Raw genomic sequence first — 13,612 nt, forward strand, 5'->3', positions numbered from 1 at the left:
AGTCAGAAACGGGGAACGCACGTACACAGATCGCACCTGTTTTCGACATTTCCGTGCGCCCTGTGTGAATCGGGTCAGATCTGCCAGGACCGCAGCCGGTCCGCAGCGCCGTAGACGTCGGTCGTGTTGGACATCAGATCGCGGGCGAGGTCGACGAGGGCGCCGTAGGGCGGGTCGATACCGACGCCGCTGACGAACATGTACGCCACGGCCGTCGCACAGGCGAAGCGGGCGTTGGCCGCCGGCAGCGGCCGGAGCACGGCGAGGGTGTGCAGCAGCGCGGCGGCCCGCCAGGCGGGGTCGGAGTTCACCCCCAGGCGCGGCGGATCGACCCGGTGCCGGGCGACGGCGGCGACCAGCGCGGAGAAGTCGTTGACGGTGGGCTGGTCCGGCAGGACCTCCTCATGGCGCTGCAGCAGCCAGGGCACGTCGATATGGATGACGGGTGCCATCGGTCAGGCGGCCCGCCCTTCACCCTTGGCGGACGGTTCGTCGTCCGGGAAGGCCGCGGCGAACTCGTCGGCGTGGGTCGCGAAGAACCTGCGGAAGGCCTCCGCGCCCTCCTGGAGCGCCCGGTGACGGGCTATGTCGGCCGCGGCCGCCTCCCGCACGAGCGCCTTCATCGACGTACCGCGTTCCTTGGCGATCTGCCGCAGGTCCTCAAGCTCGCGGTCGCTGAACTCCACGTTGAGAGCTGGCATGCCCTCAAGGTACCGCTCGGGTACTGACTCGTAAATATCGCCAGGTCAGAGAGGTAATTGGACGGTACCGGACACCGGCGCGGCCGGGCGATGTCACATTCGGGGCCCGCTCCCCGGTCTCAGTGGTGAACGCGTCTCCGGGAGGACCACGCATGACCGAGATCACCGCACCCGGCACCGACGCCCCGGCCGACGAGGCGACCGGGGTGTTCGTCGACCATCGCGAGCTGCTGTTCGGCGTCGTCTACAACATGCTCGGCAGCGTCGCCGACACCGAGGACGTCCTGCAGGAGACCTGGCTGTCCTGGACGGCCCGCGGCGGTGGCGCTCCCCTGGCCGGCGTCGACAACCCCCGCGCCTATCTCGTACGGGTGGCGGTCAACCACGCGCTGCGCCGCCGCGCCACGATCAGCCGCAGGCGGGAGACCTACGTCGGCCAGTGGCTGCCCGAGCCTCTGGTCGCCGACGGCGAGGCCGACACCGCCGACGGGCCCGCCCTGCGCTCCGAGTCGGTGTCGCTGGCGATGCTGGTCGTCCTGGAGTCGCTGACCCCGCTGGAGCGGGCCGTGTTCGTCCTGGGCGAGGTGTTCGGCTACCCGCACGCCGAGATCGCGGAGGTCATCGACCGCTCCCCCGCCGCCGTACGGCAGTTGGCGCACCGGGCCCGGGAGCACGTGCGGGCGCGGCGGCCGCGGTACGAGGCGCATCCGCGGGTGCGGCGGGAGGCGACCGAGCGGTTCGTGCGGGCGGCGCTCGGCGGGGACATCTCCGCGCTGATGGAGGTCCTCGCACCGGACGTCACAGCGTGGACGGACGCCGGCGGCAAACGCAAGCGGGCGAGCCTGCGCCCGGTGCACGGCCGGGACAAGGTGGCCCGCCTGCTCACGTCCGGGCGCGGCGGTCCGCGCGACCCCGTCTGGCACTACCGCCGCGTCAACGGCGACGACTCCGCCGTGCTGTTCGACGGGGACGCGCCGTTCGCCGTCCTGGTGCTGGACCTCACCCCGGAGGGCGACCGGGTGCGCGGCGTCTACGTCGTGGCCAATCCGGACAAGCTGGCCCACGTGCCCAGAGGGGAGGTGTGAGCGGCCGGGGCCGGTGCGCTCAGGACCGGGAGCGGCAGAACTCCCGGACGGTCCGGTTGAAGGCCTCCGGGGCTTCCATGCTGCTGAGGTGCCCGACGCCCGGGAGCACGACCAGCGTGGCGTGCGGGATCGCCGCCAGGAACGGGTGGGCGACCTGCTCCACCGGGGAGCGCGTGTCGAGTTCGCCCCAGAGCAGGAGCGTCGGCACCGTGATCGCGGGCAGCAGGTCGCGCTGGTCGGCCTCGGCCATGACGGTGAGCTCGGTCCGCATGGTCTGGGGGCGCGTGTCGGCCGACATCACGGACATCAGACGTACGGCTTCGGCGGGCGGCGGGCCCGCGAACAGGCCCGGCATGGTCGGCGCGAAGTTCTCGTCCGGGACCGCGAGCAGCCGCTCGGCCCCCTCGACCCGCGCCTTCACCTCCGCCGCGGGCAGCGAGCCCTTCCAGCCGGCGTAGGTGTCGACGAGGAGCAGCGTCCTGACGAGATCGGAGTGGTGCCGGTAGAGCTCCAGGACGATGGTCCCGCCCCAGGCCAGGCCCAGGACATGGGCCGGTCCGAGCCCCACGTCCTTGACGACCGCCGCCAGACAGCGGGCGTAGTCGGCCAGAGTGAAGGAGGGCGGTACGTCGGAGGAGCGGCCGGCTCCCGGTTCGTCCCAGGCGACCACGGTGAAGGCGTCGGCCAGGTCGGCGATCTGGCCGCGCCAGACGCGGGCGTCCGCGGTGGCGCCGTGCACGAGCACCAGGGGCGGGCCCGAGCCCACCCGGTCGTAGGCGACCTCGACGCCGTCTACTCGCACCGCGTGCATGTGACCAGGCTACGCGCGGGTGCCGGGGGCGTCCTGTCGGCGGACTCCCCCGGCACCGGGCACGTCCCTACCCCTGGTCCGCCACGAAGGCGGCCATCCGGGTCAGGGCGGCGTTCCAGTTGATCGTGTGCTCGTTGGTCGACCAGGACTGGATGTCGTCGATGTAGCAGAACTGTCCGACGCAGCCCTGGAGTTTGCTCTGTGCGTAGGGGTCCTGGATGCTCGAGTTCGGCCCGCCGGCGAGGGTGCCCCGCGGCGGGTGGGGCAGGCCGGGGTCGAGCTGGCGGGCGTACCAGCGGCTGTGCTGGTTCTGGGAGCTGACCTCGCCGTAGCCGGTGACGTAGGAGATGTTCAGCGCGTTGCGGCCGAGGATGTAGTCCATGGTCTGCAGTGCGCCGTCCCGGTACTTCGAGGCGCCGGTGATGTCGTACGCGGTGGCGAGGACGACGGCGTTGTTGAGGACCTGGTGGCTGGAGCCCCAGTCGTACTTGTTGCCGTCGGGCGCGTAGGGCATGCCGTAGGGGTGATCCTTCAGGGTGGCCAGGTAGCGGTCGGCGCCCTTGACGACGGACTGGCGCACCTTGTCCCGGCCGGGCAGCTTGTTCGGTACCGTCGCGAGATCGAGCCGGCCCGCCGCCCCGGTGCGGGCCCAGTCGAAGCCGAGGGGCTTGAAGAGGTCGGCCGTGTGGACCGGGGACTTCAGGACGTACTCCTGGAACTGCTTCTCCCCCGTGCTGAGATACAGCTCGGCCGCCGCCCAGTAGAAGTCGTCGGTCACGTCGTTGTCGGGGTAGGCGCCGCCGCCGATGCCGTCGCTCTCGGAGGCGTAGCGGCCGGGGTGGGCGAGCGCCGCCGACCAGGCCGTGCGGGCGGCCGCCAGGGTCTTGTCGGCGAACGCCTTGTCGTAGGACCGGTACAGGCGGGCCGCCTGCGCGGCCGTGGCCGCCAGGTTCAGGGTGGCCGCGGTGGACGGCGGGTGCAGTTCGCGCTTCTGCGGGTCGTCGCCGGGCAGCAGCGGCAGCCCGGTCCACTGCTCGTCGTGGATCTTGTGGTGGGCCATGCCGGCCAGCGGCTTCCCGGCGGGCACCTGCATCTTCAGCAGGAACTCCAGCTCCCAGCGGGCCTCGTCGAGGATGTCCGGGACCTTGTTACCGCTCTCGGGGATGGCGAGCGTGCCGTCGCCGAGCTTGCCGGCGTCGCCGGTGCGGGCGTGCAGCGCGCGTTCGTGGGTGCTCAGCAGCTCCCAGGTGGAAATGCCGCCGTTGACGACGTACTTGCCGTGGTCGCCGGCGTCGTACCAGCCGCCGCTGACGTCGAGGGTGTAGTCGCACACGCCGGGTTGGCACGGCACGGAGGTGTCGCCCTGGTTGGGTGCCACGCCCAGGTGGCCGGCCCGGCGGCCGTACCCGGGCCGCAGGTCCTCGCGGATCTCGATGCCGCTGCGCTGGGTGTAGTAGTACTTCGCCGAGTCCAGCCGGAGCCGCTCCCAGACGCTCGCGTCGACGTCGAAGGGGCGGCTGGTCTCGCCGTCGGCGACCAGGGTGAGGCCGGTGCCCTTGGTGCGGTACGCGCCGAAGTCGATCGAGTGGACGTTCTGCCCGGAGGAGGCGTCGGCCCCGCGCGGCACGGTCGTGCCCCGGGCGACCACGGTGCCGCGGGCGTTCTTCAGCTCCCAGGGCAGTTTCGCCGTGGCATCGGTGACCAAGGTGGCGTTCTTCGGCCCGGCGGGCAGGTAGGCGACCTGGTTGACGCGCACCCGGGGGCCGGTGTCGGGCTCGTACGGCTCCGGCGCGACGCCGCCCAGCAGCGAGACGTCGTCCATGCAGAAGCGCCAGGCGTCCGCGCTGCCGCCGAGCTGGAAGCCGACCTGGCCCTGGGTGGTGTCGACGGGCGAGGTGAAGGTGTAGGAGTAGCGGTCGCCGGAGACGCTGAGCTGCGGTGTCACCTCGTAGTAGGTGTCGTACGGGGACACCGACAGGCCCACGATCGCCCGCACCACGTGCCCGGCGGGCGTGCCGGTCGCGCTGAAGGAGAAGCGGTACGACTCCCCCTTCACGAGGGTGATGTCGTTCTGTCCGACGGCGGCGTCCCAGCGGTTGGCGGTGCCGCCGGGGACGTCGGCGCAGAGCCGGCCGTCGGACAGTCCTCCGGTGACGTTGCTGGTCGTCCACCAGGGGGCGGTGGTGGTGTCGAAGGTGCCGTTCTCGACCTGTTCGACCTCTTCGGCCCCGGCCGGTGCGGAGGGCAGCGCGGTGAGCGCGGTCGCCAGGAGGGCCGTCAGGGACAGCAGGGCGGTTCTGCGTCGTTTCACGTCCGGGCTCCTCTGGTGAGGTGCGGGTGGCGCTCGTCATGGGAGCGCTCCCAGATACGGATGCCCGCCATGGTTGTGGCTGATGTGACGCCCCGTCAACGGTCCGGACGGGACTGGCTGTCCACCGCCCGTCCGGACCCGTGTGGCCTGGACGGTGTCCAGTCGGCTGATACGCAGCGCGCCCCGCGCCTCGTCGGGGTGGCGGCTGGTCAGGGTGAGCCGGATCCGGGAGCCGCGGACGGGCCTGAAGGTGATCACGGTGGGGGCGTCTGAGGCGGTGGCCCAGTCGATCGCGGTGTCCCGCACGGCCTGCCACGCCCGGCCGTCCCACACCGCCACCTCGATCGCCGCGGGCAGGCTGTGGGTGGCGTCCACGGTGAAGGACACGTCCACCCGGCCGAAGCCGCGGGTGCGCCCGTGGTCGACCGAGACCCAGTCCTCGCCGCGGGCCCCGTCGAAGGCGGGCAGCAGGGCCGTGGCCTGCTTGAAGAAGCCGTTGGACCAGCCGGTGGCCGGATCGCCGTCGAGTATGGCGGCGGGCAGGGTGTCCGGGCTGCCGGAGTAACTGGCAACTGATCGTGAACAAACAGATTTTGTCGAGGTGTCACACAGGGCCGTCAAGGGTGCGGCGACATCCTTCTGTCCCAGGCGTCACATCGGCCGGAATCACGCCACGGCCCCGCACGGCCTGGCGCTGCCGGGGTTACCCGTTCACGTCGGGCGCCTACGGACTAGGCTGGAACTCAAGCGACCTCTCTGATCACTGTGAGTGTCCGTATGGAGTGGCGACGATGATCCCGGACGAGCCGTTGGACGATGGCATGGCCGCCCGTGCCGTCATCGCCGCCGACGGCACGGTCACCGGGTGGAGCGAAGGCGCCCGCCGTCTCCTGGGCCACACGTCCGCCGAGGTCGTGGGCCGCCCGGCCGCCGAGCTGCTGGCCGACGAAGCGGACGTGCCGCCCGCGCCCCAGGATGCCCGCTGGAGCGGCATGCTCGCGCTGCGGCACCGCGACGGCCGCACAGTGTCCGTGTGGGTGCTCGCCCACCGCAGACCGCCGGAGGGCGAGCCGGCCGAGTGGTTCGCGGTGTCCCCGCCCGAGGCCGACGCCTCCGACCTGGCGGACGACCCGCTGGTGCGCGCGGCCCTCACCCAGTCACCCTGCGCCACGATGATCTTCGACGAGGGGCTGCGGCTGCGCGGCGTCAACGACGCCATGGCGGACCTCCTCGGGATGCCCGCCGACCGTCTGCGGGGGCTGAGACCCACCGACGTCGGCAGCCGGCCGCAGAACACCGAGCTCGAGGAGAATCTGCGCCAGGTGCTGAGCACCGGCCGGCGGCAGGACATGCAGACATACATGAAGGCCAGCGGCGAGACCCGGGGGGCGCACGCCTGGCTGGCCCGGATCGCACCGCTCACCGACGCGTCCGGCCAGGTCCGGGGCGTGTGCGTGACCGCCCACGACTTCAGCGACCAGTACCGGGCACGGGAGCGGCTGCAACTGGTCAACGAGGCGAGCGTGCGCATCGGCACCACCCTCGACGTCACCCGTACGGCCCAGGAGCTGGCGGAGGTGTGCGTTCCGGCGCTCGCCGACTTCGTCAGCGTCGACCTGCTCGACACCCGGGAGCACGGCGGCGAGTCCGCCGGGCCGCCCGTCCCACCGGTGAGTCTGCGCCGGGCCGCCCACCAGTCGGTCAACGCGGGCAGCCCCGAGGCCGTCGCCAAGCCGGGGCAGGTGGAGGTCTACCCGGCGTCCTCCCCGCAGGCCGCCTCGCTGACCGCGGGCCACGCGGTGGTGGCCTCGGGATCGGAGGACGACCTCGAACGGTGGCTCGCCTGGGACCCGGTTCGGTTCCGGCGGGTCCGCGAGTACGGCATCCACTCCACGATGTCCGTCCCGCTCCAGGCCAGGGGCACCATCCTCGGGGTCGCGGTGTTCACCCGCTTTCGCCGCCCCGAGGACTTCACGAACGACGACGTGATGCTGGCCGAGGAGGTCACGGCCCGGGCCGCCGTATGCATCGACAACGCGCGCCGCTACTCCCGCGAACGGGAGACGACCCTCACGCTGCAGCGCAGCCTGCTGCCCCGCCACCTGCCGCGCACCGCCGCGGTGGAAGCGGCCTCCCGCTATCTGCCGGCCACCCGCTCCGGTGTGGGCGGCGACTGGTTCGACGTGATCCCGCTGTCCGGGATGCGGGTCGCCATGGTCGTCGGGGATGTCGTCGGCCACGGGATCCAGGCCTCGGCCACCATGGGCCGGCTGCGCACCGCCGTCCGCACCCTCGCCGACATCGACCTGGCACCCGACGAACTGCTCACCCACCTCGACGACCTGGTCGTCCGGCTCTCCCAGGAGTCCGGCGGCGAAGAGGCGGCCGGCACCGGGGAGGTGGGCGCGACCTGCCTCTACGCGGTGTACGACCCGGTGTCGCGGCGCTGCACCCTGGCCCGGGCCGGGCACCCGCAGCCCCACCTGGTCCCGCCGGACGGCCCGGCCCGGCAGCTCGACCTGCCCTCCGGTCCCCCGCTCGGTGTCGGGGGGCTGCCGTTCGAGAGCGCCGAGGTGGAGCTGCGGGAGGGCAGCGTCCTGGCGTTCCACACGGACGGGCTGCTCGCGAGCCGCGAACGGGACGTCGACACGAGCCAGCGGATGCTCCGCGATGCCCTGTCGGCGCCCGCCGGCTCGCTCGACGAGGTCTGCGACCGCGTGCTGGATGCGCTGCTCCCCTCGGGCGGCTCCGCCGACGACGTGGCCCTGCTGCTGGCCCGCACCCGGGGCCTGCCGTCCTCCCAGGTCGCGACGTGGGACATCCCGGCCGACCCGGCGCTGGTGGCCCCCATCCGCAAGCAGGTCGTCGAACAGCTCGATCGCTGGGGGCTGACCGAGGCCACGTTCACCGCGGAGCTGGTGGTGAGCGAGCTGGTCACCAATGCCATCCGCTACGGCGCCAAGCCCATCCGGCTGCGGCTGATCCACGACGCGGACACGCTGATCTGTGAGGTGTCCGACACCAATCACACGGCCCCGCATCTGCGCCGGGCCAAGACCTGGGACGAGGGGGGCCGCGGTCTGCTCCTGGTCGCCCAGCTCACCCAGCGCTGGGGCAGCAGGCACACCCCCGACGGCAAGACGATCTGGGCGGAGCTGACGACGCTCGACGCGATGTAAGGGTTCTTACCGGAGCCTGGTTTCATGGGCGGGCACCGCCTGAAACACGCCCCGGAGGACTCCGCCCTGAACACCCCGCTCGCCGAAGTCCTGTCCGTCGCGCTGCTGGCCGCGGTGCTCGTCTGGGCCGTCGTCCGTCCGAAGGGGCTGCCCGAGGCCGTACTGGCGGTTCCGGCCGCCGGGCTCGCCGTCGCCGTCGGAGTGATCTCGCCCACGCACGCGTGGGAGGAGATCCAGCGGCTGGGGCCCGTGGTCGGCTTCCTCGCGGCCGTGCTGGTGCTCGCCCACTTCTGCGACGTCGAGGGGCTCTTCACGGCGTGCGGGGCGTGGATGGCCCGCTGGGCGGCGGGACGTCCCGGACGGCTGCTGACCGCGGTGTTCGCACTGGCCTCCGTCATCACGGCCGTGCTCAGCCTGGACGCCACGGTCGTCCTTCTGACACCGGTCGTGCTCGCCACCGCCACCAGGATGGGCGTCCAGGCCCGGCCCCACCTCTACGCGTGCGCGCACCTGTCGAACACCGCCTCGCTGCTCCTGCCGGTCTCCAACCTGACCAACCTCCTCGCCTTCTCGGCGAGCGGGCTGAGCTTCACCCGGTTCACGGCGCTGATGGCCTTGCCCTGGCTGGTCGCGATCGGCGCCGAGTACTTGGTCTTCCGCCGTTTCTTCGCCCGGGAACTGGCCGCTCCCCTCCCGGCCGCCGACCCGTCGCGGCCTCCCGAGCTGCCGCTGTTCGCCCTGGTCACGGTGGGCTGCACACTGGCCGGGTTCGTCGTGGCCTCGGCTCTCGGGATCGCACCGGCGTGGGCCGCGCTGGCGGGTGCGCTGGTACTGGCCGGGCGGGCACTGCTGCGGCGGCGGGCCACCCCGCTGACGGTGGTGCGCTCCGCGTCCCCGGCCTTCCTGGCGTTCGTGCTCGCGCTCGGCGTCGTCGTGCGCGCGGTCGTCGACAACGGGCTCGCCGACGCGCTCCACCGTGTGCTGCCCGACGGCTCGGGCCTGCTCGCGCTGCTGGGCGTGGCCGCGCTGGCCGCCGTCCTGGCCAACCTCATCAACAACCTGCCCGCGGTGCTGGTGCTGCTGCCGCTGACGGCCGGGGCCGGTCCCGGCGCTGTGCTGGCGGTGCTGCTCGGCGTGAACATCGGCCCCAACCTGACCTATGCCGGTTCGCTGGCGACCCTGCTGTGGCGGCGGATCGTGCACCAGCACGGGCACCGCGTAGAACTCGGGGAGTTCACCCGGCTCGGGCTGCTCGCGACACCCGCCGCGCTGGTGTCGGCCGTGGTGGCGCTGTGGCTGTCGCTGGGGGTCCTCGGGGGCTGAGGCTGAGTCGCGCCCGGTCAGTGCCCGCGGCCCCCGTAGCCGTAACCGGGGTAGCCGTAGCCATAGCCGGGATAGCCGTGGTCGCCGTTCCAGGAGCAGTAGTAGCCGTGGTAATGACACGTGGTGCTGGGCGACGGACTCGTGGGCTCCGGCCGGGACGTCGACGGAGTGGCGGTCGGGGTGGGGGTCGGCTCGGGTGCCCTCGACGGTGTGGGGCGGGAGGTCGGGGTGGGCGCGGGCCGCGGCACCGGAGCGGCTGCTTCCCAGTTGACGGCCTCCATCTGGAGATCGGTCTTGGAGGTGTCGATCACCCAACGCTGGACCTCGTCGTCCGCCCGGGTCTTGAGGACCAGGGCCCCCGAGCCGTCGGTCGCGGCCGGGGCCAGGGCGAGCTCCTGGTCCCGGCGGGGCACCAGGGCTCCCTGCAGGATGAAGTCGTAGCTGATGTCCTTGATGTCGGGCCGGGACGGGCCGGTGCAGGGGGCCAGCCGCACCGAGTAGCCGAGCCGCGAGTCCAGGCACAGGTCGGGGGCGGAACCGTTGCGCAGCAGCCCGTCGGTCTCGTACGTCCACTGCTGGGCAGGCTCCGAGGAGCAGGTGGTGAGTTCGGCTTCCGCGTTCTCGACGGCCTTCTTGCCGTCGACGCCGACGCACAGACCCGAGGCGACATTGTGCAGCCGGCCGCGCAGCGCGCCCTTGCGGGCCTCGCCCGCCCCGATCCAGGACGGATCGCCGGTGGGCTTGCCCGCGCCCGGGTCGGAGGCCCCGGAGGGCCGGTCCCCGCCGGCCGGCGGGGCCGGGTCGCCGGAGTTGCCGATGGACCACAGGACCAGCGGGAGGACGACCAGGCCGCTGACGGTCAGGATGCCCACGGTGAGGTTACGGCGGCGGGCGGCACGGCGGGCCGCCTTGTGGGCGGATCTGCGGGAGGCGGTGCGGGGACCCACGGCGTCCGGGCCGGGCGCCGTTCCACCGGTCGGTGCCGGCGCGTCGGGTGGGGTGGCGGGGAATGTCTCATGGGCGTGGACCAGGGCCTGCGTCTGGACCCCGACCTGCGGTGGGATCCCCGCTTCCCCTTCGACCGCGAGGGCAGGTGGCGTGGCCACCGAGTCGACGGGGTCGGTGAACGACTCCCCGACCGCGCCGGCGAGGAGCACGGGGTCCGGAAACGCCGCACGCGCGGCACCGGCCGACTCCGTGCCGGCCACGTCCCCCTGAACGCCGCTCTCCGGGGAAGCCTCCGCGACGATCGAGGCGCTCTCCACGTAGTCCTGCCCGCCCCAGCCCAGCACCGCCTCCGCCAGGGCGACGCCGAGCCCGTGGTTGAACCGGTCGAGCTGGTCCGCGGCGGCGCTGCAGTGCCCGCATCCCCCGATATGCGCGCGTAGATCGGGGTCGATGTCGAGGGCGCCGCGTCTGTACGTCACGTCGAGCAGGCGCAGATAGCGCCGGCATTCCTCGTCGGGGGCGAGTTCGCGGTGCAGCTGGAGGCACTCCTCGCGCATCCGGTCACGGGCCCGGTCCAGTTCGACGCGCGCGCCCTCCTCGTCCAGGCCGAGCAAGGCGGCGGGAGCCGCGAGCGGTTCGGCCTCGACCTCCACGTGCCACAGCAGGCAGCGGGCCGACTGGGGCAGCCGCTGAAAGGCCCCGGACAGCAGGCGCCGGTGCTGCCGCGGCAGCAGCCGGGCGGCCGGCCGCTCCCCGTCACCGGCCTCGGACCGCAGGTCCGGGTGGAGCATGTCCCGCCGGTGGTCGGTGGCCCACTCGGCCGCGATCCGCCGCACGGTGACGAGCAGCTGGGGCCGCCACGCTGATGTCGGGCCGTTCTGGCGCAGGCTTTCGCCGAAGAGCCGGGTGAAGGCGGCGGTGGTGAGCATTCCGGCGAAATGCGGACCGGCGGTGCACAGCCGGGCGTAGGCGAAAGCCGCCTCCCAGTGCCGGTCCAGCAGCTCGCCGACGGGATGAAGCGCGGGCGTCGCGCCCGTCCACTTCCTGAGCTCGGCGCTCAGTTGCTCGTCCGTCGGGCCGAACCTGCGGGCCGGAACCGGGGAATTCGACGGACTTGCGTCGTTCACGGCTGCATTCCTCTCAAGGACATGCGGAATAAAGTCCATACCAAGGGGTATGCCGGCACGGCGGCCTCGCGCATACGAAAGAACGGCGCGCTGTCCGCACGCCGACAGGGCACACCTTTGCACAGCTCAGCGACAGGGAACAAGGGATCTCGCGGTTTCGTGCATTACGTAGGCGGCCAGGGCTTTTTGACAGAATGTCAATCAGCGGCCCGAACGGGATTTCCGGGCTGCCTGCTCGGTTTTTATGGCAGGTATTCGCCCGGTTCCCGTCGCCGTCCGGAAACCGCCGGGCCGGACGGATCGCCGTACCGTGTCCGGTACGCGCCGGGCGGCATCCCGTAGCGCTCTCGGAAGACGCGGTTGAAGTGGAACGGGCTGGCGAAGCCCGAGGCCGCGGCCACCCGTTCCACGGCCAGGTCGGTACCCTCCAGCAGTCGCGCGGCGTGCCGCAGCCGCGCCTCGCGCAGGGCGCGCATGGGCGACTGGCCGAGCTGCCGGCTGAACAGATGGGCGAAGCGGGACGGCGACAGGGCGACGCCCTCGGCGAGCGATCGGACGGTGTGCGGGGCGCCCGGGTCGGCGGCGATCAGCTCCTCGGCCCGGCGGATCCGTGCGTCGAGGCCGGGGCGGGGTGCCGCCGGCCGAGCGCCGGCGGCGGTGAGCAGGACGATCTCCTCGAGCGCGCTCAGGGCGAGTTCGCGGGCCGCGCTGCCGTGTGCGACGGCGACCTGCCCGTCCGGGGGCACCGGTGCGGGCGGCGCCTCGGTCCCGGTCCAGCGGGCGTCGGTGTGCATCCGCCGGAACGCCGACTCGACGCGGCCGTGCACACCGGCCGGGGCGGACGTGACCACGTACACCCCGTCGCCGGCGTCGTACGGCCGCAGCCACCCGGCCCACGACGGGCGGGCCTGGCAGTGCGCCCACCAGAACCGCCAGTGCCGGGCGCCGGTCTCCACCGCGTAGCCGTGCGGGACACCCGGGGCGAGCACCACGAGGTCACCCGCGCCGACGGAGGTCTCCACGGTGCCCTGCCGCAGTCGGCCCCGGCCTCCCGTGGTCCAGGCGAACAGCCAACTCGCGGATCCCCGAGGGCGGTAGACGGCGTAGCCGGGCGGCTGGTCGAAGTGGCCGAGCACCACCAGGCCGGGCGGCGGGGCGGGGTCCCCGTCGTTCCCGTTCCCAGCAGTGCCGGGCAATCCGTCAGCACGCACGGGCATCCTCCTCGACGACAGGGCGGCCTAGTGTCGGACCGTGGACACCCGACCGAGGAGTGCGCTCATGACAGTCACGGGCAACGGCGCCGCCGGCGCTCCCATCCTGGACCCCGCCGGGCTCCGGCGGTACCGGGAGGGGTTCGAGGAGGACGGTTTCGCCGTCGTGCGCGGGCTCTTCGGGGCCGACGAGATCGAGCGGCTGTGCGGCGAGTTCGCGGCGCTGCACGCGGGCGGCCCGGTTCCCGGGCACTTCGAGCCGCGTGCGTCCGAGGCGGACGCGGATCCGCTGCGTGTCTGGCCTCGGGTGATGCACCCGCACGAGATCAACGGTCTCGCCCGGGACGTCCTGCTGGACGCCCGGCTGCGCACGGTACTGGAGGTGCTCCTCGGGGAGGAGGTCCTGGCCGCGCAGAGCATGTTCTACTTCAAGCCGCCGGGCGCCCGGGGCCAGGCGCTGCACCAGGACAACTTCTATCTGCGGGTGGAGCCGGGGACGTGCGTGGCGGCGTGGCTGGCGTGTGACGTGATCGACCGGGAGAACGGCGGGCTGGAGGTCGTGCCGGGCACGCACCGGATGGATGTGTTCTGCCCGGAGGAGGCGGACGAGGGGGTTTCCTTCGCCCGGGAGTACGTTCCGCCGCCGCCCGGGCTGGCGGCCGTGCCGGTGGACATGTCGCCGGGGGATGTTCTGTTCTTCAACGGCAGTCTGGTGCACGGGTCGCAGCCGAACCGTTCGGGTGATCGGTTCCGGCGGTCGTTCATCGGGCACTATGTGGGGCGGTCGGCGGAGCGGATCGGCCGGTTCTACCGGACGTTGTCGATGAGTGGGGCGCGGGTCGCTCTGCGGGAGAGTGAGGGGGCGGGGCCCTGCGGGACGGAGTTCTCGCCGCAAGGGCCTCACTGATCGCTCCGC

At 72.7% G+C, this 13,612-nt stretch carries 10 protein-coding genes and 1 pseudogene; 4 read left to right on the forward strand and 7 right to left on the reverse strand.

Features of this window, described 5'->3' with window-relative positions; genetic code table 11:
- Positions 1–74: 74 nt before the first annotated feature.
- Together ACWIF2_RS02615 and ACWIF2_RS02620 are read right to left on the reverse strand one after the other, a co-directional pair.
- Positions 75–452, reverse strand: a complete 378-nt coding sequence (locus ACWIF2_RS02615) for a toxin Doc (RefSeq protein ID WP_454358188.1) — start codon at positions 450–452, stop codon at positions 75–77.
- Between the two features lie 3 nt (positions 453–455).
- Positions 456–701, reverse strand: a complete 246-nt coding sequence (locus ACWIF2_RS02620) for a hypothetical protein (protein WP_234845748.1) — start codon at positions 699–701, stop codon at positions 456–458.
- 152 nt (positions 702–853) lie between these two features.
- On the opposite strand from ACWIF2_RS02620, the gene ACWIF2_RS02625 reads away from it, so the two are divergent.
- On the forward strand, positions 854–1,786 hold the full coding sequence (locus ACWIF2_RS02625; protein WP_454358190.1) for a sigma-70 family RNA polymerase sigma factor: 933 nt from the start codon (positions 854–856) through the stop codon (positions 1,784–1,786).
- Positions 1,787–1,805: 19 nt separating this feature from the next.
- Here the strand turns inward: ACWIF2_RS02625 and ACWIF2_RS02630 are convergent, their stop codons facing one another.
- The 3 genes and pseudogenes from ACWIF2_RS02630 to ACWIF2_RS02640 all read right to left on the reverse strand — a co-directional run.
- Complete coding sequence (locus tag ACWIF2_RS02630) at positions 1,806–2,597, reverse strand: alpha/beta fold hydrolase (RefSeq protein ID WP_454358191.1); 792 nt, start codon at positions 2,595–2,597, stop codon at positions 1,806–1,808.
- Between the two features lie 67 nt (positions 2,598–2,664).
- Entirely contained in the window at positions 2,665–4,908 is a 2,244-nt protein-coding gene (locus tag ACWIF2_RS02635) for a glycoside hydrolase family 9 protein (protein WP_454358192.1), read from the reverse strand.
- A gap of 150 nt (positions 4,909–5,058) precedes the next feature.
- Positions 5,059–5,478 (reverse strand): annotated as a pseudogene (locus ACWIF2_RS02640) (discoidin domain-containing protein); the annotation flags it as partial.
- A 221-nt stretch (positions 5,479–5,699) separates the two neighbouring features.
- On the opposite strand from ACWIF2_RS02640, the gene ACWIF2_RS02645 reads away from it, so the two are divergent.
- Together ACWIF2_RS02645 and ACWIF2_RS02650 are read left to right on the forward strand one after the other, a co-directional pair.
- Positions 5,700–8,087 carry a SpoIIE family protein phosphatase gene (locus ACWIF2_RS02645; protein ID WP_454358193.1) on the forward strand — a complete coding sequence of 796 codons (2,388 nt, stop codon included), beginning with the start codon at positions 5,700–5,702 and terminating at the stop codon, positions 8,085–8,087.
- 24 nt (positions 8,088–8,111) lie between these two features.
- Entirely contained in the window at positions 8,112–9,410 is a 1,299-nt protein-coding gene (locus ACWIF2_RS02650; protein WP_454358194.1) for an arsenic transporter, read from the forward strand.
- A gap of 17 nt (positions 9,411–9,427) precedes the next feature.
- Here the strand turns inward: ACWIF2_RS02650 and ACWIF2_RS02655 are convergent, their stop codons facing one another.
- Together ACWIF2_RS02655 and ACWIF2_RS02660 are read right to left on the reverse strand one after the other, a co-directional pair.
- Complete coding sequence (locus tag ACWIF2_RS02655) at positions 9,428–11,485, reverse strand: ricin-type beta-trefoil lectin domain protein (RefSeq protein ID WP_454358195.1); 2,058 nt, start codon at positions 11,483–11,485, stop codon at positions 9,428–9,430.
- 242 nt (positions 11,486–11,727) lie between these two features.
- On the reverse strand, positions 11,728–12,702 hold the full coding sequence (locus ACWIF2_RS02660; protein ID WP_454358196.1) for a helix-turn-helix domain-containing protein: 975 nt from the start codon (positions 12,700–12,702) through the stop codon (positions 11,728–11,730).
- Between the two features lie 61 nt (positions 12,703–12,763).
- Here ACWIF2_RS02660 and ACWIF2_RS02665 point away from each other — a divergent pair, with 61 nt between their 5' ends.
- On the forward strand, positions 12,764–13,603 hold the full coding sequence (locus tag ACWIF2_RS02665) for a phytanoyl-CoA dioxygenase family protein (RefSeq protein ID WP_454358197.1): 840 nt from the start codon (positions 12,764–12,766) through the stop codon (positions 13,601–13,603).
- The last annotated feature ends 9 nt before the right edge of the window (positions 13,604–13,612 follow it).

It is taken from the genome of Streptomyces sp. NPDC055506, assembly GCF_053643595.1.